Origin of the sequence: Parafrankia discariae (genome assembly GCF_000373365.1) — a bacterium.
Taxonomy (GTDB): domain Bacteria; phylum Actinomycetota; class Actinomycetes; order Frankiales; family Frankiaceae; genus Parafrankia; species Parafrankia discariae.
Genome location: NZ_KB891252.1, coordinates 206199 through 226129 on the forward strand (window position 1 = coordinate 206199; position 19931 = coordinate 226129).

17 protein-coding genes are annotated in these 19931 nt (G+C 73.4%); 4 read left to right on the plus strand and 13 right to left on the minus strand.

Features of this window, described 5'->3' with window-relative positions; translation table 11 throughout:
- Nucleotides 1–165 precede the first annotated feature (165 nt).
- Nucleotides 166–1050: an HAD family hydrolase gene (locus B056_RS0128345; protein ID WP_026240236.1), complete on the plus strand. Its 885-nt coding sequence runs from the start codon at nt 166–168 to the stop codon at nt 1048–1050.
- Nucleotides 1051–1113: 63 nt separating this feature from the next.
- Here the strand turns inward: B056_RS0128345 and B056_RS0128350 are convergent, their stop codons facing one another.
- The 11 genes from B056_RS0128350 to B056_RS0128395 form a co-directional block, all read right to left on the minus strand.
- Nucleotides 1114–2199, minus strand: a complete 1086-nt coding sequence (locus B056_RS0128350) for a lysophospholipid acyltransferase family protein (protein ID WP_018505218.1) — start codon at nt 2197–2199, stop codon at nt 1114–1116.
- A 38-nt stretch (nt 2200–2237) separates the two neighbouring features.
- Nucleotides 2238–3278 carry an NAD-dependent epimerase/dehydratase family protein gene (locus B056_RS0128355; RefSeq protein WP_026240237.1) on the minus strand — a complete coding sequence of 347 codons (1041 nt, stop codon included), beginning with the start codon at nt 3276–3278 and terminating at the stop codon, nt 2238–2240.
- A 172-nt stretch (nt 3279–3450) separates the two neighbouring features.
- Nucleotides 3451–4287: an SAM hydrolase/SAM-dependent halogenase family protein gene (locus tag B056_RS0128360; protein ID WP_020572755.1), complete on the minus strand. Its 837-nt coding sequence runs from the start codon at nt 4285–4287 to the stop codon at nt 3451–3453.
- A gap of 301 nt (nt 4288–4588) precedes the next feature.
- Complete coding sequence (locus B056_RS41155; RefSeq protein ID WP_003948845.1) at nt 4589–4687, minus strand: 30S ribosomal protein bS22; 99 nt, start codon at nt 4685–4687, stop codon at nt 4589–4591.
- Between the two features lie 117 nt (nt 4688–4804).
- Nucleotides 4805–5686, minus strand: a complete 882-nt coding sequence (gene proC, locus B056_RS0128365; protein WP_018505221.1) for a pyrroline-5-carboxylate reductase — start codon at nt 5684–5686, stop codon at nt 4805–4807.
- Between the two features lie 94 nt (nt 5687–5780).
- A complete protein-coding gene (locus tag B056_RS0128370) occupies nt 5781–8174 on the minus strand; it encodes an acyltransferase (RefSeq protein WP_035753090.1) in 2394 nt (797 codons plus the stop codon).
- A 389-nt stretch (nt 8175–8563) separates the two neighbouring features.
- The gene (locus B056_RS0128375; protein ID WP_026240238.1) at nt 8564–9313 is read right to left on the minus strand and encodes a class I SAM-dependent methyltransferase; all 750 of its coding nucleotides are present in this window, start codon (nt 9311–9313) and stop codon (nt 8564–8566) included.
- A gap of 72 nt (nt 9314–9385) precedes the next feature.
- Complete coding sequence (locus tag B056_RS0128380) at nt 9386–10192, minus strand: sugar phosphate isomerase/epimerase family protein (protein ID WP_018505224.1); 807 nt, start codon at nt 10190–10192, stop codon at nt 9386–9388.
- A gap of 516 nt (nt 10193–10708) precedes the next feature.
- Complete coding sequence (locus B056_RS38320) at nt 10709–11677, minus strand: Ppx/GppA phosphatase family protein (RefSeq protein ID WP_035753093.1); 969 nt, start codon at nt 11675–11677, stop codon at nt 10709–10711.
- Between the two features lie 582 nt (nt 11678–12259).
- Nucleotides 12260–12940, minus strand: a complete 681-nt coding sequence (locus B056_RS0128390; RefSeq protein WP_026240240.1) for a response regulator transcription factor — start codon at nt 12938–12940, stop codon at nt 12260–12262.
- 153 nt (nt 12941–13093) lie between these two features.
- A complete protein-coding gene (locus B056_RS0128395) occupies nt 13094–14413 on the minus strand; it encodes a sensor histidine kinase (RefSeq protein ID WP_018505227.1) in 1320 nt (439 codons plus the stop codon).
- Nucleotides 14414–14744: 331 nt separating this feature from the next.
- Between B056_RS0128395 and phoU the strand changes: the two genes are divergently transcribed.
- Nucleotides 14745–15389: a phosphate signaling complex protein PhoU gene (phoU, locus tag B056_RS0128400; protein WP_018505228.1), complete on the plus strand. Its 645-nt coding sequence runs from the start codon at nt 14745–14747 to the stop codon at nt 15387–15389.
- 140 nt (nt 15390–15529) lie between these two features.
- Here the strand turns inward: phoU and B056_RS0128405 are convergent, their stop codons facing one another.
- Complete coding sequence (locus B056_RS0128405) at nt 15530–16267, minus strand: phosphoglyceromutase (RefSeq protein WP_018505229.1); 738 nt, start codon at nt 16265–16267, stop codon at nt 15530–15532.
- A 416-nt stretch (nt 16268–16683) separates the two neighbouring features.
- Between B056_RS0128405 and B056_RS0128410 the strand changes: the two genes are divergently transcribed.
- Together B056_RS0128410 and ygfZ are read left to right on the plus strand one after the other, a co-directional pair.
- Nucleotides 16684–17118 (plus strand): Fur family transcriptional regulator, encoded by a 435-nt coding sequence (locus B056_RS0128410; RefSeq protein ID WP_018505230.1) that lies wholly within the window; start codon nt 16684–16686, stop codon nt 17116–17118.
- 7 nt (nt 17119–17125) lie between these two features.
- Complete coding sequence (gene ygfZ / locus B056_RS0128415; protein ID WP_018505231.1) at nt 17126–18352, plus strand: CAF17-like 4Fe-4S cluster assembly/insertion protein YgfZ; 1227 nt, start codon at nt 17126–17128, stop codon at nt 18350–18352.
- Between the two features lie 44 nt (nt 18353–18396).
- On the opposite strand, the gene B056_RS0128420 is transcribed toward ygfZ, so the two are convergent.
- Nucleotides 18397–19746 (minus strand): hypothetical protein, encoded by a 1350-nt coding sequence (locus tag B056_RS0128420; RefSeq protein WP_026240241.1) that lies wholly within the window; start codon nt 19744–19746, stop codon nt 18397–18399.
- Nucleotides 19747–19931: the final 185 nt, after the last annotated feature.

A 19931-nucleotide genomic window follows, 5' to 3' on the forward strand; every position in this document is an offset into this window, starting at 1 on the left:
TGGCCCACCATGCGGTCCCCGCGGCGCCGCGGGTCGTAGGGTGGCCACACGGCGCGGCACTCGACGCGGCCGGGCAACCAGATTCGCTCCGGATGTCGGCGGGCGTGGCCACGACCGGGCCGGTCGGCCACCGGCGACGGCGACCGGACCGGCACGGAGATGACCATGAGAGTGCGACGACGCAAGGATCACCTGGGTGGCCGCGAGGCCGCGGAGGCGGCGGCGACGGCCGCGCTGAAGGTGGCCGCCGAGGAAGTGGCCAAGGCCCCGCCGGACGAGTCCGCCGCCGCCTTCTTCGACGTCGACAACACGATGATGGCCGGCGCGTCCATCTTCTACTTCGCCCGCGGGCTGGCCGCCCGGGACTTCTTCGATTCCCGGGACCTGCTGAAGTTCGGCTGGCAGCACGTCAGCTACCGGCTGCGTGGTCTGGAGGACCCGAACGGGATGCGGGACGCCCGGGAGGCGGCCCTGGCCTTCGTCGCCGGGCGCAGCGTCACGGACATCGTCCGCTACGGCGAGGAGATCTACGACGAGCGGATGGCCCAGCAGATCTACTCGGGCACGCACGCCCTGGCCCAGCAGCACCTCGACGCCGGGCAGCGGGTCTGGCTGGTCACCGCCACCCCGGTGGAGCTGGCCTCGATCATCGCCCGGCGGCTGAGCCTCACCGGCGCGCTGGGCACCGTCAGCGAGGTGGCGGACGGCAAGTACACCGGCCACCTCGTCGGGGAGCCGCTGCACGGGCCGGCCAAGGGCGCGGCCGTGCAGGCGCTGGCCGAGCGGGAGGGCCTCGACCTGTCCCGCTGCTGGGCCTATTCCGACTCGGTGAACGACCTGCCGATGCTGTCCCTCGTCGGCCATCCGGTGGCCATCAACCCGGATCCGGACCTGCGCGCCGTCGCCAAGGAGCGCGGCTGGCTGATCAAGGACTTCCGGACGGCCCGCAAGGCCATGAAGGTCGGTATCCCGACGGCCGCCGGCATCGGTGCCCTCGGCGGCGGCGTCGCGGCCGGCATGGCGCTGCGCCGCCGCTACGGCGGCACCTGACTCTCAGGGCGACGGGGTCCGCGGGGCTTCCGCGGCTCCCGCGTCCCCGTCGGGCCGCGGCGATCAGAAGAACACCGAGCGGCGCTGCATCAACAGGCCGTACAGCGTGTGCTGGATCGTCTCGCGGATGCGGTCGGTGAGCTCGAAGACGAGCATCGGGTCCTCGGCCGCGGCCTGCGTGTACTCGGTGGTGTCCACCGGCTCACCGAACTCGATGATCCACTTGCTCGGCAGCGGGACGAGCCCCAGCAGCCCCAGCCACGGGAAGGTCGGCGTGATCGGCAGGTAGGGCAGCCCCAGCAGCCGCGCCAGGGTCCTGGCGTTGCCGACCATCGGGTAGATCTCCTCGGCGCCCACGACCGTGCACGGGACGATCGGCGCCCCGGTGCGCAGCGCCGCGGAGACGAAGCCGCCGCGGCCGAACCGCTGAAGCTTGTAACGGTCGCTGAACGGCTTGCCGATGCCCTTGAAGCCCTCCGGCCACACCCCGACCAGGTGCCCCGCGCCCAGCAGACGCTCGGCGTCCGCCTGGCAGGCGAGGGTGTTGCCGGTCTTGCGGGCCAGCGGGGCGAGGAACGGCAGGGCGAACACCAGGTCCGCGGCCAGCATCCGCAGGTGACGGTGGGCCGGGTGGTGGTCGAGGATCGCCAGCGCGGTCATCAGCGCGTCGAGGGGCACCGTCCCCGAGTGGTTCGAGACGACGAGCGCCCCGCCCTTGTCCGGGATGTTCTCCAGGCCCCGGGTCTCGACCCGGAAGTAGTTCCGGTAGATCGGGCGCAGCAGCGGCGCCACGATGTGCTCGGTCAGGTCGGGGTCGAAGCCGTGCTCGTCCACCGTGTAGTCCCCGGTGATGCGGCGCCGCAGGAACGCGAGCAGTTCGGCGAGCACCCGCTCCAGCTCACCGGCGTCCGAGACCGGCTCGGCCGGCGACCCGACCGCCCCGTCACGGGGATCCGCCCCGTCGCCGGGACCCGCCCCGGTGCCGGCACCCGCGGCCCCGCCGGGACCGTCGACGGCGTCAGCACCGCGCGGGCGTTCGGCGGCGCCGCCGGCATCACGTGGACGGCCAGCACCGTTCGGACCGCTCGAGCCGTTCAGAACACCGGCCGCTCCCGGGGGACCGGCGCGGCCATCCGGTGGCATCGGCACGTGGGCCCCTCTCCCCGAACTGGCGTCGCGCGTGCCCATCAGGACGTGCCGAGCCGCCGGCGGCGGGTGAGCACGCCCTGCAGGCCGTGCTCCGCCCGCGAGACCAGCTCGTGGTCGATGGTGAACCGCAGTCCGCGGTCCTGGACGAAGCTGTCGAACGTCGCGACGGTCGTGTACTGAGGAACGTATCCGAACACCTCTTTGAGCCTGGTGGTGTCCACCGCGCGTCCGTGCGCGAGAAACCCGAGCTGTTCGGAGGAGAAGTCGACCAGCCGCAGCCGGCGGGCGATGTTGCCCAGCGAGCCGATCGCGGGGAACGGCACCGGCAACGGCGGCCGCCCGGCCCGCCTGATCGCCTGCGAGAGCAGGAGCACGCCGTCCCCGGCCACGTTGAACGTGCCGGCGTGGGTCTCCCGGGTGGCCTTCAGGAGCACAGCGATCGCGTCGTCGGAGTGCAGCAGCTGGATCCGCGGGTCGAAGCCGAGGACCGTCGGGACCAGCGGCAGGTCGAGGTACCGCGCGAGCGCGCTGTCCACTCCGGGGCCGAGCACGTTCGCCAGGCGCAGCACCGTCACGGCGATGTCGGGGCGCCGCCGGCCGAAGCCTCGGACGTACCCCTCGACCTCGATGGCGTCCTTGGCGTAACCGCCGCCGGGAAGGCCGCGCGGTTCCATCTCCTCGGTGAACAGCGCGGGGTCGCGCGGCGACGAGCCGTAGATCGACGTCGTCGACTTCACCACCAGTTTCTTGACCCCGGGGGTCTTCTGGCAGGCGGCGAGGAGCTGCATCGTCCCGATGACGTTGATCTCCTTCATCGCCGTGCGCCCGCCGGCGCCGAGCGGCGTGGCGAGCACACTCAGATGCAGGACGGTGTCGATGTCGGCGGTGGAGATGACCTTCGCGATCAGCGGGTTGCGGATGTCCACCCGGACGAACTGGGTTCGGCCGAGATCCGCCGTCGGGGCGATGGTGTCGACCCCGACCACGTCGACGATCTCGGGGTCGGCCGCGAGCGCGGCCGCGACCTCGGCGCCCAGCGGACGCGACACCCCTGTCACAAGCACGCGACGTGGCCTCATGGTCGCCTCCCCGGCAGGACCTACCGACTCGGCCAGCGGCTGGCCTCGCGCGGTCATCGTACGCCGCGCACCACCCCTATCGCTGCGTAGCGTAACCTCAATCCCGCCACACAGATACGGAGAGCGACAAAACATCGGCCGGACGCCGCACAACGCCCAAATGCCAGCCGTGTCAGACGAGGCCGCGCGCCGCGCTCACCGGGATCCGGACGCCGTCCCGGGGGACCTGGGCGACGACGACGGCGTCCCCGCGACGCAGGCGCAGCACCTCGGCCGCCCGGCCGCAGTTCACCGCGATCATCACCTGGCGCAGCGCGTCCTCGCACAGCGCGATCTCACCGGGCGGGACCTCGCCGTAGGTGTGCGCGAAGGGCATGGTGAGCAGCCGTCCGTCGGCCCGCACCTCCACCCTGTCCCCGAGCAGGATGCCGGCGGCCTCGAGCTCGGCCCTGGTCATGTTCAGCGAGAGGTTCCCGAAGTGGTCCACCGAGACGACCTCGCCGTGAACGTGGTCGTCGTCCACGTGGCACATCCGTGGCTCCACGACGACCAGCTCCCCGGGGTCGATCCTGGGGCCGACGTCGGCCGGGGGCAGGCCCGTCGCGAGCCGTGCCACGACCGGGGCGTAGACGTCCCGGCCGCGGAAGACGGCGGTGGGCAGCGGGAGCCAGAGGTCCGGGTTGGAGATCTCGTAGGCCTCCTCGACACCGCCGAGGGCCTCCCAGCCCAGCGAGGCGACGCCGTTGTCCGGCGCGACGAACGTCGATCCGTCCGCGGCCCGGGCCACCACACCCCGGGTGTAGCCGCTGGCGTCGAGCTGCTCGACGACGACGAGGTGGATCCCCTTCGGCAGGTAGCTGACCGCGCCGACCAGCGTCACAGCCGCCTGGCCGATGTCCTGCGGCGCGATGGAGTGGCACAGATCGAGGACCCGGGCGTCCGGCGCGTGCCGCGCGATGATCCCGTGACAGACGCCGACGCAGGCGCCGTCGACCCCGTAGTCGGACATGAATGTGATCCACGCGCTGCCCATGTGACCCCCTGTGCCCGGACGGCGTCGTTGCCGGCCGCGCGACCAGCCTGCCATACGGTCACCAGGACAGCACGAACGAGCACACAGCGTGAAACAGGTCTGTTACCCAGCCCGCCGGAACGGTGGCCTGACAGCGGCACCGACGGCCTGACAGCGGGAACCGTGCGAAACAGCGGGAACCGCGGCAGCCGGAAGGGACCCGCCGACGACGCGGCGGCACGTCCGGGATCCGCGCCCCTTGATCCGTGCCGCCCCGGCGTCCGCCGGCCCGCCGCCGCTACTTCTTGTTACGGCGCTGGACTCGCGTCCGCTTGAGCAGCTTGCGGTGCTTCTTCTTGGCCATACGCTTGCGACGCTTCTTGATTACGGAACCCACGTACCCGACCGATCTGTTGACGAGGTTTTTCCGAGCGAGCCTACCCGCCGGAACCCCCCGGCAAGACGACCGGTGCGGATCCCGGCCGGCGCCGATCCCGGCCGGCGCGGGACGGGGCTAGGAGGCGCCGAGTTCCCGGGACCGCGCCCAGGCCGCCTCGACCGCGTCGAGGACGGCCGCCCGCACCCCGCCGCGGTCAAGCTGCCGCAGCGCGGCCACGGTCGTCCCACCGGGCGAGGTGACCGCCTCCCGCAGCAGCGACGGGTGCTCGGCGGCGGCCCCGCCCGCGCCATCCGGGCTACCGGAGCCGGAATCGGCGCTGGAGCCGGGGTCGGAGCCAGGGTCGGAACCGGCCAGCATGCGCGCGGATCCCGCCGCCGTCTGCACGACGAGCTCGGCCGCCAGCGCACGCGGCAGGCCCAGCAGCACACCGCCCTCGATCATCGCCTCGATCAGGTAGAAGAAGTAGGCCGGGCCGCTGCCCGACAGGGCGGTGACCGCGTCGAGCTGGGCCTCCGTCACCCGGACGACGCGGCCGACCGGCCGGAGCATCTCCTCGACCGCGGCGACGTGCTCGTCGCCGGCGCCGGGCCCGGCGCACACCGCCGACATCGCCTCGCCGACGAGCAGCGGCGTGTTCGTCATCACCCGCACGACGGGTGTGCCCGGTGCCAGCCGCTCGGCGACGAACGCCGAGGTGATCCCGGCCGCCACCGAGACGACCAGCGTCCCGGGCGCGACGTGCGGGCCGAGCTGGGCGAGCACCGCGCCCATGTCCTGCGGCTTGGTCGCCAGGACGATGACGCCGGCCTTCGCCGCCGCGGCGGCGGGATCCACCACCTCGACGCCGTACTGCCGGGTGATCTCGGCGGCCCGGCCCGGGTCACGCTCCGCCGCGACGACCTCGGACGGCGTCCGCCCCGCCCGCAGCAGCCCGGACATCAGGGCGCCGCCGAGCCGCCCGGCCCCGACGATCGCGACAACGCTCGAACCCGCCACCGAACACTTCCCTTCACTCCGGTGTCCGCCGCATCCGACGGCGGCCACGCCGATGAAGGTTATGACCCGGGGTGCTCGGGACGTCCCACCGCTCTCACCAGTCGCGGCCCGAGCCCGGGACCGGGCCGAACAGCGGGTCGGGCTCGGCGGTCTCGCGCCCGGCGCGCGGATCCCGGACGGCTTCGAGCGCGTCGTCCCCGGCGGGGCCGTTCTGGCCGGCACGCGCGCCCTGACCGGCGTGGGCACCCTGACCGGCATAGCCGTGTCCGGCGCCGCGGAAACGGTCGGGGCCCGGGTCGTGCCCGGGGCCCCGGCTCTCCCCGGAGCCCCGCCCGTAGGCCGGGCCGTGGCCGTGGCCGTGCGAGGGTCCGTGACCATGCGCCGGGCCGTGCCCGTTCCCCGGGCCGTACGCCGGCGCGGGGGTGTGGCCGTGGCCGGCCGGGTGGGCGACACCGGGCAGACGGCCGGGTCCGGCGGGATCCGCCGGCCGGCCCGGGCGGTCGTGGCCGGCCCGCGGCCCGGTCCCGCGGCCGGGGGGCGCGCCGGGGTCGAACGTGGCGGGCAGGTGGAGGTTCATGGTGTCGCCGCCCATCGGCGCCGCCGAACCCGGCCGGAGAGCACCCATGGCCGGCCCCGGCCCCGGGTCCGGAACGGCGCCGGGGCCGCGGTTGAGGGCCGGGTAGGCCGCCCAGTCCGGAATGGGGGTCGGCTCGAATCCGCCGGCGTGCGCCGCGCCCACCGCCGGCCCGTGCTCGTACACGGGTGGGCCGTCGGTGCGGTCGTAGACCACCTCACCGGCGCGCGGCCCGCTCTGGTGGGCGACGGCCGGCATCGGCTGCGAGTCGGGACCGTGGGCGTAGCCGGCCCGCCCCGGTCCCGGCCCGGGACCGGCCGGGCCGCCCCGGCCCGGGTAGCCCTCGTCCACCCAGTCGACGTCGCCGTCCGACCAGTCTCCCGGCCGGGACGGCGAGCCGCTCCGGCCACCGCGCCCGTCCCCCTGCTCGGCGCCGGCGGCACCGGTACCGACTCCGGCGAGCACCGGTTCCAGCTCCGGCGACTCGGGCAGCTCGGACAGGTCCCGCTCCCGCGGGCCGGCCTTGGCGGGCGCCGGGGTGGGGGCGCCGGCCGGGCCCGCGCCGGTGGCGGGACGGGCCGGGCCGCGTGGGGTGTTCGCCCACTTCGGACGGCGCGCGATGATCGGCTTCTCGATGAAGCGGTTCGAGAAGTAGGCCGTGATCGTGGTGCCGATGGCGGCCGCGACCACCGACGGCCAGAGCCCGATCCGCGGCACGAGCTGGCCGGCGGCGGCCGAGATGAATGGGTAGTGCCACAGGTAGATGCTGTAGGTGATCTTTCCGGTCCAGGCCATCTTCGGCGAGCCGAGCAGCCGCACCCACCGGGCGTCCCGGTTGACGTCGGCGCCGATGATCAGCAGCGCCCCCAGCGCCGCGCTCGGCACGTAGGCCCCGTAGTCGATCCAGTTCGGATCCGGAAGGTCCTTGTTCGGCCCGAGAAAGGCCAGCAGGAACAGCACGACGCCGGCGGGCAGGCCGAGAGCGGCCAGTCGCCGTCCGCTCGTCCAGCGCGCGACGGCGGCGGCGGTCGCCGCGGTGTGGGCTCCGGTCGCGGCCTTCCGGCCGCCGTCCTTCGTGCCGCCCTTGCCGCCGCCCTCGGCCGCGCCGGCCGGCCGGCCGGTCACCGGGGTGGCCAGCGCGCGCAACCGGTTGTCCCGCCAGACCGCGACCAGGCAGCCGATGAGCAGCGGGGCGATGTGGGTGTCGGGCGCGAGGTAGACCCGGCTGCGCGGGGCCCCGTTGGCGGCCATCGTGTACGTCCAGCCCATGATCAGGCCGATCGAGGCGATCAGGAACGTCAACAGGTACGGGCGCAGCTTCGCGGAACGGACGAAGAGCAGGAAGATCCACGGCCAGACCAGGTAGAACTGCTCCTCCATCGACAGCGACCAGACGTGGGGCAGCCAGCGCCCGCCGCCCAGCGGGTTCTCGACCTTGTACAGGTTGTTGACGTTGAAGAACGTCGCGAGGGCGCTCTTGACGAAGTCGTCACGGTAGGGAATGTCGTCCCATTTGAAGGCGACCGTGATGGCCAGGCCCACCAGGATGTAGACCCACATCACCGGCATCAGCTTGTACGCGCGCCGGACGAGGAAACGCCCGATCGAGACGGTGCCCGTACGGGCCTGCTCGGCGAGCAGCAGGGTCGTGATCAGGAACCCGCTGAGCACGCAGAACATGTCGACGGCCACGTTGCTGGCGTGGACGGCGCCCATGTGGCCGGCGAGAATGATGTAGATGCAGATCACGCGCAGACCGTCGAGCGCCGGGTTGTAGGAGAACTTCGCCGCCGCCGTCGCCTCCGCGTCGGTGGGCTGCCGGGTCACGGCTGGCCCGGCCGGGGGGCGCGGGGTCGACTGCACCCGCCTGGCCCCGGGCAGGCCGTCGGTCGTCGGAAGCGAACCGGCTCTCACGATCGTGCGTCCCTCCTCCAGCCAGGGACGCACGTGGCGACCGGGTGCGAGCACCCGGCAGACCCCTGGACCGCCGTCCGGCCGCGGGCCGCCCCGCCGTGCCCGACCCCCATGGACCGGATCAGGACCGGCGCGCCCGGCCATGCGGCGGCACGGGCGAGTCGGTCAGAACCCGACGAACGCGCACGACGATAGCGGAAGCCCCATATCAGACTTCCAGTCGCATACTTCTGACGCGTTTCTAAAGGATCCGAAAGGAGTTGGACGACTACGAAAGGTGTTCACCAACGGCCCGACCGTCCGACGCCAAGAGAGCATCACGGCGCCGCGACCTGCACGAAGTCACCTTGCGAACATCACCGGTTCACCTCGCCGGCATCACCGGCGAGTCAGGGGACGCGCGCGACCACCAGCAACGTCCGGAACGGCTCGATGATCCGGCCGTCGGGGAACGAGCGCAGCAGCGAGCGGCGCTCGGCCGCGAGGAAGTCCTCCAGCCGGTCGCCGATCGCGGCGACGTACGACTTGGAGCGCAGCCACGTCTCGTAGTGGTCGAGGTCCAGCTCCCGGTGCCACCGGCAGGTCACGGTCGCCACCTCGGCGAACAGCCCCGTCCAGCGCAGTTCGTCGGCGAACGGCCGGTTGCGGTACTCCCTGGTGTAGCCGGGGCTCATCGCCTCGAGCCGATCCTGCTGGCGCTGGTACCAGTGGAAGTCGTCGGCGTCGACGTCGTTCCACCACGCGGCGAGCGCCCCGCCTGGACGCAGCACCCGGGCCGCCTCCGCCGCCGCCACGGGCACCCGCACCCAGTGCCAGGCCTGGGCGTAGGTGACCAGATCCGCCGCGGCGGCGCGCAACGGCAGCGCCTCCCCGTCACCGCGCACCACGGGCAGGTCCGGGGTCCGCCGCCGCAGCCGGTCGAGCATCACCGGGCCCGGCTCGACGGGCAGCACCGAGGCACCCCGGGCGATCATGGCCCTGGTGGCGATCCCCGTGCCCGCGCCCACGTCCACCACGCCGGCGCCGGCGACGGGCCGGTCGGCGAGCAGTTCCAGATCGGCGAAGAGCTGATCCGGATAGCCCGGCCGGGCCTGGTCGTACGCGTCGGCCAACGGGTCGAAGAGTGATCCAGGGGACACGCCCCGATAGTGGCCCCTACGGCGCGGTTCCGCCACCGACAGCGGTATACGCCACGGACGGTGCGGGCCTCGTCAGGGAACCGGGACCACTTCGGCCGGCGCGGCGAGGTTGAGCCGGGTGAAGGCCAGCGCCTCGGCGAGGTCGGCCTCCCGCTGGTCACGCGACTCCGCGCGCCTGGTGTTGATCTCGACGACGACCGTGCCGTCGAACCCGTTCGCCGCGAGGCGCTCCAGCAGCTCGGCACAGGGCTGCGTGCCGCGGCCGGGCACCAGGTGCTCGTCCTTGGCCAGGCCCGTGCCGTCCGCCATGTGGATGTGCGCGAGCCGGTCGCCGAGCTCGTCCGCCATCAGCAGCGCGTCGGAGCGGGAGACACTGGTGTGGGAGAGATCCAGGGTGACGTGCCGGTAGCCGTCGTCGATCGGCGACCAGTCGGGGGCGTAGGCCGAGACCTCCCGGCCCCGGGCCCGCAGCGGGAACATGTTCTCCACCGCGAAGCGGACGTCCGTCTCGCCGGCCATCCGGTGGATGCCGGCGACGAACTCGCGGGCGTAGTCGCGCTGCCACCGGAACGGCGGATGAACGACGACCGTCGGTGCCTCGAGGGTCTCCGCCACCGCCCGGGCGCGCTCCAGCTTCGCCCACGGGTCCGTCCCCCACACCCGCTGTGTCAGCAGCAGGCACGGCGCGTGCACGGCCAGGATGGGGATGCCGTGGTAGTCGCGGAGCCGGCGCAGCGCCTGCGGGTCCTGGCTGACCGGATCCGTCCAGACCATGATCTCGACGCCGTCGTAGCCGAGCCGCGCCGCCATCTCGAAGGCGGTCGCCGTCGACTCCGGGTACGTGGACGCCGTGGACAGCGCCACCAGCCCACCGCCCACCGGCTGCGACCCGGCGGCGGGCGGGGCCGCCGGCGCCGCGAGCCGCGGGGTGACGACCAGGCCGGACGGAGCCGACGCTGGCAGAGGGGCTGGCGGAGACGTTGACGGAGGCGTCGCCGACGAGGACCCCGCCGCCGGCGGCGCCGGCGCCACCGGCCGCCCCCTGGCACCGCGTTGCTGCACTTCGGCTCCCGTATCAGGATCTCGGCGGCCGAACGGCCGGACGCCTGTTGTGACCGGACCCGTCCCGGACCGGTGAGGAACCGGCCCCGTCATCCAGGCTAGGCCATACCCGGCGCGCCGCCTCCCCGGCCTTTGCGCCAGGAGGGGGCAGGACGGCCGCCGGGCCGGCCCGGCGGCGCGAACCGCTGGCCCGAACCCGGGCTCCGGACCGGCGGTCCGACGGCCGGACCAGCGACGCGGCGGCGGGTGACCGGTGGATGACCGGCGGTCCGCCGCGGCACTCCCGCGTTCAGACTCGCCGACGACGAGACCACACAGTGACGCAAGTCATCGCTACCGCGCCGGCGGAAGTGAACGCGGGCCGTCCAGCCCCGAGGTCAGCAGGTCGAGCCGGCGCAGGATCACCCCCTCGCGCAGCGCCCAGGGGCAGATCTCCACCTCCCCGAGGTTGAACAGATCCAGCGCCTCGGCCGCCACGACCGCACCCGCGACCAGCTGGCCGGCCCGCGACGCGGAGACCCCCGGCAGTGCCGCGCGCTCGGCGGCCGACATCCGGCACACCCGCGCGGCGACCTCGACGAGGTCCTCCCGGCGCAGCACCCGCCGCACGTAGGGCCCGCGGCCGTACGGCGCGGAGCCGGCGACCCGGGCCAGCGAGCGGAAGGTCTTGGACGTCGCCACCGCCTGGGTCGGCTCGCCCACGTGGTACAGCGACCCGACGACCGGCGCGATCTGCGCCCGGACATAGCGGCGCAGCGCGTTGAGCTCCGAACGCTTGGGCGGGTCGTTCTCGCTGAGCCAGTCCCTGGTCAGCCGGCTCGCGCCGAGCGGGAGCGAGGCGACGACCTCTGGGTCCTCGTGCATGCCCGCGCCGATCTCCAGCGAGCCGCCGCCGATGTCGAGCGCGAGCAGCCGCCCCGCGCTCCAGCCGAACCACCGGCGCACCGCCAGGAAGGTGAGACGCGCCTCGGCCTCGCCCGACAGGACGGCGACCTCCAGCCCGGTGTCGGCGCGTACCCGCGCCAGCACCTCGTCGCCGTCCGGGGCCTCCCGGACAGCCGACGTGGCGAAGGCGACCAGGTCGACGACATGCAGGTCCTGCGCGTGCGCCCGCAGCTGCTGGATGCAGTCGGTCAGCGCCTGTTCACCGCGCTCCGCCAGCCGCCCGTCGTCGTCGAGCAGCTCGACCAGGCGCAACGGCACGCGCACGCTCGCGGCCGGCTGCGGCTGGCCGCCCCGGTGCGCGTCCACCACCAGCAGGTGGACGGTGTTCGACCCGATGTCGATCACGCCGAGCCGCATCGGGCCGTTCGGATGCCCGGGTGGCGCGGCGACCCGGTCGTCCGCGGCCGGGACGACGACCCGTCCGGCCGCGTCCGCGGCCGGGGCCCGCGGACCACGCTCCAGCGCACGCAGCGCGCCCTGACCGGCACTGTCCGGGCCGGCGCTGTCCGGGCCGGCGCCGTGCGGGCCGGCGCCGTGCGGGTCCGGGCCTCCCTCGCCGGCGGTGCCGTCACCGACCATGTCCACCAGGTTCGCCAGATCCGCCTGGTCGGCCAGACCCGACCGGTCCGCCCGCTGCGCCCCGTCGGCTGGGGCGGCTCCGCCCGGTCCCCGGCGCGCCAGCGCCGGCCTCAACCGCACCGTCGGTCTCCCGCCCGGATCGCCATCGGACCGATGGCCCCGCGACGGACCGTCCCACGACCGCTCGTCACCGGACTGGTCACCCCCCTGTGTATGCCACCGCCGACGCCCCGTGACCGGGAGGCCGCGTTCTGGCCTGCCCCGGAATCCGTCCGTTCCGGGCGCCCGTCCAACCTAGTGCCGCTTCCGATTGGTGACGTTTCCGGCCAGGCCAGCCGGCCAGTGGGGGGCGGGAGCCGGTCAGGGCTCGAACTTGTAACCCAGGCCACGCACCGTCACCAGGTGCCGTGGCGCCCCCGGCTCGGCCTCGATCTTGGTCCGCAGGCGCTTCACGTGGACGTCGAGGGTCTTGGTGTCGCCGACGTAGTCCGACCCCCACACCCGGTCGATCAGCTGGCCGCGGGTGAGCACCCGGCCCGCGTTGCGCAGGAACATCTCCAGCAGCTCGAACTCCTTGAGCGGCAGCGCGACCTGGCTGCCGTCGACCGTGACGACGTGCCGCTCGACGTCCATCCGCACCCGGCCGACCTCCAGCGTGGCGTCGGACACCTCCTCAGTCTCCACCCGGCGGCGCAGGACGGCGCGGATCCGGGCGACGAGCTCACGGGCCGAGAACGGCTTCGTCACGTAGTCGTCGGCGCCCAGTTCGAGGCCGACCACCTTGTCGATCTCGCTGTCCCGGGCGGTGAGCATGATCACAGGCACCGTCGAGCGGGCCCGCAGCGTGCGGCAGACCTCCGTCCCGGACAGGCCGGGCAGCATGAGGTCGAGCAGGATCAGGTCGGCGCCGTGCCGGTCGAACTCGGCCAGCGCGCTCGGCCCGTCACCGACGACGGCGACCTCGAACCCCTCGCGCTCCAACATGAACGACAACGCATCGGAGAAGGACTCCTCGTCCTCGACCACGAGCAGCCTGGTCACCGTCACGCTCCCTGTACTCCCGCGTCCGCCGGAATCTCCGGGGACGAAATTTCTCACCGCGCCATGTCATACCGTCTTGCGCCACACCGTTTTACGGCCGGCGCCGGGAACAGGGGCCACCGCGAGAAAGCCGGTCGGAATACCGGCTCCAGCTCATGTTCCGGGGCCGCCGTGGCCGGTTCCGGAGGAGTTCTCGGACGCGACCGGAGCCGCCACCGACCGGGTCGGACCTGATGATTCGTGCACAGTTTCCGTCAGGACCGGGCCGCGCGACGCGGAATCGTCGAGATCGGGCGCCTCGACGGGCGGCCGGACCGGGACGACTCCGGTCTTTCTGGGCCTGTCGGCACCGGAGGGCAGGCGCAGTGTGAACGTCGAGCCCCGGCCCTCCGCGCTCCACACGCTCACCGAACCGCCGTGGTTGGTCGCGATGTGCTTCACGATGGCCAGGCCGAGACCGGTTCCCCCGGTCGCCCGGGAACGTGCCGGGTCGGCGCGGTAGAAACGCTCGAAGACCCGTTCCAGGTCCTTCTCGGCGATGCCGATTCCCTCGTCCGCGACCGATATCTCTATCGTCGCGCCGACCTGCCGGACCCCCAGCACGACCCGCGTGCCGCGCGGCGAGTAGCTGATGGCGTTGTCCAGCAGGTTCGCCACCGCGGTCACCAGCTGGTTCTCGTCCCCGCGGACCCGCAGCCCACCGGCGCCGATGACCGCGACCGAGATCTCCTGGGCCTGCGCGCTGAACCGGTTCCGGTCGACGGCCTCGGCGAGCACCACCGAGACCGGCACCGGGGCCAGGTCGGGCATCGGCTCGGCACCCTGTAGCCGGGACAGGTCGATGATCTCCTGGACCAGCCGGGCCAGCCGGGTGGACTCGTGCGTCATCCGCGACGCGAAACGGCGCACGGCCACCGGGTCCTCGCTGGCCTCGCTGACCGCCTCCGCGAGCACGTGCAGCGCCCCGACGGGCGTCTTCAGCTCGTGGCTGACGTTGGCGACGAAATCCCGCCGGACGGCCTCGACCCGCCGCGAGTCGGTGATGTCGTCGAGCAGGACCGAGACGTACCCGCTGTCACCGAGCGGGCGGGCGTAGGCCCAGACGGCCAACGCCGTCTGGTCCGGACGGGCCCTGGTCAGCGGTGGTTCGGGCACCGGCGGCAGGTCCAGCTGGCGGTTGCGCTCGGCCGCGGCGAACCGGCAGGCCTTCACCAGGTCCGCGACCTCGCCCACGCTGAGCTGGTCACCGTCGACGACACCCATCCGGCGGGCGGTGGAGTTGACCAGCACGACCACGTCCTCGGCGTTCACCACCACCAGCCCCGAGGGCAGGCCGGCGATCACCTGCCGGACGAGGTGGGCGGGCAGCGCGTGCGGGCCGGTGGCGGCCGCCGCGACGCCGCGCGGGCCGGCGGGCGGCGCACCGCCCCGATCAGCCGAGCCCCGACCAGCCGAGTCAGGCCGCCGTGCCATCGCCGCGTCCCCTCCACGATGCCGCGACCCGATCGTCGGGGGTACCCGTACCAGCCCTGGCGGGCCAACCCCCGCGAAACGCGACGTGACCGGTTGTCATGTCATCGTCCGACCTGTCCCCCACGTGCCGAATGCTAGGCGCCACCAGGTCGTCCGCGCTCTGGCTCGCAACGGTTCACCGTCGATGGTCGCCAGGTGTTCATCCTGCCTATCGTCGATGTTCACCCGGCGGCGACGGCTGCGCATCATCGTCTGACCTCAACCTCAGAGGACCACCGAACGACTGTGATCGAATGGTGCTCCGAACCTCCCTAGCTGTAAGGAGCCGTCTGTGCGGGACGTCTTCCAGGAAGAACTGGAAAGCATCAACCAATCGCTGATCGAGATGACCGGCATGGTCGCGTCGGCGATGGCCCGGGCCACCACCGCGCTCCTGGACGCCGATCTCCAGCTCGCCGAGAACGTCATCAGCGCGGACGAGACCGTCGACCTGCTCCGCAACGAGATCGAGGAGCGGGCCTTCGACGTGATGGCCCGGCAGGCCCCGGTCGCGACCGACCTGCGGATGATGGTGACCACGCTGCGCATCGTCGCCGACCTGGAGCGGATGGGCGACCTCGCCCTGCACGTGGCCAAGGTCGCCCGGCGCCGCTACCCGGGGCGGGCGGTCCCGCCGGAACTGCACGCCACGATGCTGCAGATGGGCCAGGTCGCGCAGCGCATCGTCGCCAAGGCCGGCTCGGTGATCGCCAGCCGGGACGCCGAGCTCGCCAAGGAGCTGGAGGCCGACGACGACGCGATGGACGGGCTGCACCGCGCCCTGTTCCACGTGCTGATCGAGAAGCCGTGGCCCCACGGCATGGAGGCCGCCATCGACATCACCCTGTGCGGTCGCTACTACGAGCGCTACGCCGACCACGCCGTGTCGGTCGCCCGCCGGGTGATCTACCTGGTCACCGGCGAGAAGCCGGGCTGAGGACCCGCCCGCCCGACTTCTCGCCGCCCGTCCCGCGCCTTCGACGACCCCGTTTCGACGACCCGGCTTCGACGACCCGCTCTCGCGCTCAGCCCCCGCGCTCGGCCACCAGCCCTCCACCCGTGGCCGCCGCCCGGCGACTACTTCTTCTTGCCCTGAGCCGCCACGGCCGCGGCGGCGGTCTCCGCCGCGGCCGGGTCGAGATAGCCCGAGTCCAGCACCTTGAGATCGTCGTCCAGCTCGTAGCGCAGCGGGATGCCGGTCGGGATGTTCAGCTTCGCGATGTCGGTGTCGGAGATCCCGTCGAGGTGCTTGACCAGCGCCCGCAGCGAGTTCCCGTGCGCCGTGACGAGCACCGTCGCACCGGAGCGCAGGTCCGGGACGATCGAGTCGTACCAGTAGGGCAGCATGCGGATCACGACGTCGAGCAGGCATTCGGTGTGTGGGATCACGTCGGGAGCGAGGTCTGCGTACCGCTCGTCGACGCCGCTCGGCTGGCCCGGCTCGATGGGCGGCGGCGGCGTGTCGTAGGAACGGCGCCAGAGCTGGAACTGCTCGTCACCGAACTTCGCCAGGGTCTCCGTCTTGTTCAGCCCCTGCAGGCCGCCGTAGTGCCGCTCGTTGAGGCGCCAGCTGCGACGCACCGGCACCCAGGTGCGCCCGGCCGCGTCCAGGGCCAGCCACGCGGTGCGGATGGCCCGGGTGAGCAGCGAGGTGTGCACCACGTCGGGCAGGACCCCGGCCTCCTGGAGCAGTTCCCCGCCGCGCGTGGCCTCCTTGAGGCCCTTCTCGGACAGATCGACGTCCACCCAGCCGGTGAACAGGTTCTCACGGTTCCACGTGCTCTCGCCGTGGCGGAGCAGGACGAGCGTCGGCATAGGTGAATCCTGCCCGCTCGGCCCGGTGCCCGGCCAGTGTCCCGCGCTGGTCTCCGGGCGGGACCGGAAAAGCAGCGACCCCCGGGTGCTCCGCCCCGCATAGGGCGGGGACGGGCCGTCGGGACTAACGACGGCACCCGGGGGTCGGGTGTCTGCCTGGTACTCGCCGGTGCCGGTGCCCGAGGGCCACCCGGCAAGGGGTGAGGACCACGAGACCGGCTAGCGGACAGTCACCTCACGAGTCCTATGAGCATACAAAGCCTGGACCACCTCCCTTCTCGTGTACCGGGAACGCTACGCGCGGGCCGGCCGCCGTCGCAAACGGTTTTTTCCGCGAGCTCCCCGCGGGCGCTCCGCGAGGAGCGCGGCGTGGTCCGACCCGCCTGGATCCGCCCGGCGGGGCCTAGACTTTCTCCATGGCGGCCAAGGTCGACGACTGGCACACACGGCTCCGGGCGCGCGGGTATCGCCTGACGCCGCAGCGCCAACTGGTGCTGGAGGCCGTCGCCCGGCTGGGCCACGCCACCCCGGAGGCGATCGTCCACGAGGTCCGGCAGACGGCCAGCGGGGTGAACATCTCCACCGTGTACCGCACCCTCGACCTGCTCGAGGAGCTCGACCTCGTCTCGCACGCGCACCTCTCGCACGGCGCGCCGACCTACCACGTCACCGGGGTCGACCCGCACGTCCACCTGGTGTGCGGGGCCTGCGGGGCCATCCTGGAGATCTCGCCCGAACGGCTCGCGGGCATCGTCGGCGAGCTGCGCGCGGAGCTGGGCTTCACCGTCGACATGGAGCACCTCACACTGGCGGGCCGGTGCGCGGAGTGCACAGCGACCGGAAGGCGTTAGAGCTGACATGAGCACCGACACGCAGGCCCTCCGGCCGGCCCCGGCCCCGTCTCCGCTGCTCACGCGGCCCGGAGCGGTCGCCGCCCCCGAGCCGGACGCGACAGTCGCGGCCCACTACGGCGATCCGCTGCGCGAACAGCGCCGGGCGGTCACCACCGCGGTGCTGGTCGACCGCTCGAACCGCGGCGTGCTGCGCGTCACCGGTCCGGACAGGCTCACCTGGCTGCACAGCCTGACCTCGCAGCACCTGTCGCAGCTGGCCCCGGGGCGGGGCACCGAGGCGCTGGTGCTCTCCCCGCACGGCCACATCGAGCACCATCTGGTGCTCGCCGACGACGGCGGCACCACCTGGATCGACGTCGAGCCCGGGGGCGCCGCGCGGCTGCTGTCCTTCCTGGAGTCGATGCGGTTCATGCTCCGCGTCGAGCCGGCCGACGCCACCGCCGAGGCGGCCGTCCTCTCGCTGCTCGGCCCGGGCGCGCACGACATCGCCCGGGCCGTGTTCGGCCCGTCGGCCCTTCCGGACGAGGCCGCCGGCCCGTCGGCCGCGGGCTCACCGGCCTTGGGCTCACCGGCCTTGGGCTCACCGGCCTTGGGCTCACCGGCCGCGGGCACCGCCGCCGGTGCCGTGACCACCGGCCCGTACCCGGTCACCAGTGCGGCGGCCGCCCCCGTGATCCGCCGGATGCCCTACGGGCTGGACCTGCTCGTCGCACGAGCGGACCTCGCCGCGATCGCCGACCAGCTGGTGGGCGCCGGAGCCACCCCGGCCGGCCTGAGCACGTTCGAGGCGCTGCGGATCGCCGCGCGCCGGCCGCGGCTGGGCCGGGAGACCGACCACCGCACCATCCCGCACGAGGTGGGCTGGCTGCCGGCCGCCGTGCACCTGGACAAGGGCTGCTACCGCGGCCAGGAGACCGTCGCCCGGGTGCACAACCTGGGCCGACCGCCCCGGCGGATGGTGCTGCTGCACCTGGACGGCGCCGTCGCGGCCCCGGGCACTCCGGTCACCGCGGCCGGTCGCACCGTCGGTTTCGTCGGGGCGTCCGAGATGCATCACGAGCTGGGCCCGATCGCGCTGGCCGTGGTGAAGCGCTCGCTGCCGGCCGACACCGTGCTCGTCGTCACCGATCCCGACGGTGCCCAGGTGGCGGCGAGCATCGACCCGGAGGCCGGCCCGGAGCAGCCGACCCGGCCCGCCGGGCGCCTGCTGCACCCGCACACCGGAGGCTGACCGCCGGGCCGCCCGCCCACCCCCTCCGGCGGGCCGCCGGGCGCTCAGGCCGTGCGGGCCAGCACCTGGTCGAGCTCGCGCGCGGCCGGGTCCGCCGAGTGCCGGCGCAGCCGCCGCCGGACCTCGTCGGCCCGGCGGCTGTTCCGCTTCGACCGGGTCGCCTCCAGCATCGGCAGGGCCTCCTTCGCCAGCGAGCATCCGCTGTCGAGGTTGCCCAGGTCGATCTGGACGGCGGCCCGCCGCAGCAGGTAGGTCGCGCGGTCCCGGGTGCGCGCGTGCGGGTGGATCGCCAGCGAGCTCTCCAACCAGCGATCGGCGTGCACGAGGTGGCCGAGGTCGATGTAGCAGCTGCCGACCTGTGCCTGGTACTCGGCGTCGTCGAAGTAGGCCGACCAGGCCGGGTCCTCCGCCCGCGCCTCGACGAACGCCGCCTCGGCGCAGGCCAGCGCCTGGGCGCAGGCGCTCGCCTCGCCCAGCGCGGCGTGCGCGCGGGCCCGGCGCATCTGCAGCATCGCCGCGACCCGGCCGGTCGCCCGCCGCGCGCTGGCGACCGCGGCCTCCGCCAGGTCGACCGCCTCGCGCGGCCGGGCGAAGTCCACGCACTGCAGCGACATGTTCTTCAGGACGTTCGCGCCGAGCATCCGGTCCCCCGCGGCGTGCGCCGCGTGCAGCGCGGTCACCCAGTACCGCTGCGCCGCGGTCTGGAAGCCGGCGTCGAAGGAGACCCAGCCGGCGAACCGGGCGAGCTCGGCGGCGACCAGGTGCAGGTGCCGGCCGATGCCCTCGGTGTAGGAGCCGCGGGCGAGCAGGTCGGCGACGACGCCGAGCTCGGCGTCCACCAGCCGCCGCACGCTCTCCCCGCCGAGCCGCTCGTCCATCACCCGCAGGCCGGGGATGTTGTGCTCGATCCGGTTGACGATCTGCTCGTCCACCCGGCCGCCGGCGAGCGCGGCCTGCAGCCGGGCCGACTCGAGGCCGAGCCACTCCGACGACAGCGCCGCGACGCCGGGCCCGGTGATGGTCAGGAAGCCACGGCGGTCGGTCAGCGCGTCCTCGACGACGTCCATGAGCGAGGTGACGCTGCCCGAGGCCGTCCACGGGTACTCCGTGCGCACCGCGTCACCGGTCGGCAGCCAGGACGGCCACGGGTGGGACTCCAGGCGGTCGCTGGGGACCCCGAGCTCGGCGGCGAGCGCCAGCTGGGAGACGCGGTCCGGCACGACCCCGCGGTGCTCCCAGCGCCAGACCTTCTGCCGCTCCGCGGCCATGTTCGCGACGCCGAGATCTCGGGCACGACGCGCGACGACGCGTGCCAGGCGTTGGTAGGACCACCCACGCTGAGCGCGGACGAAGGCGAGGGGATGGGTGCAGGCGTGGGCATTGTCCGTCAGCATCGACGTCTCTCCTCTAGTCGCTGACACAGTCGCTTGCGTGACCAGCTAGCAACGCTATGTCGCGACATCTTCGTGTCCCAGAGCGATGGAGAGTGCGATGTGAGCGAAGAGGTAACGCACGGACCACTTCGACGGCGCAATTGCACGGTTCGCTCGCCGAAGCGCCTGCGACGATGCCCGCATCG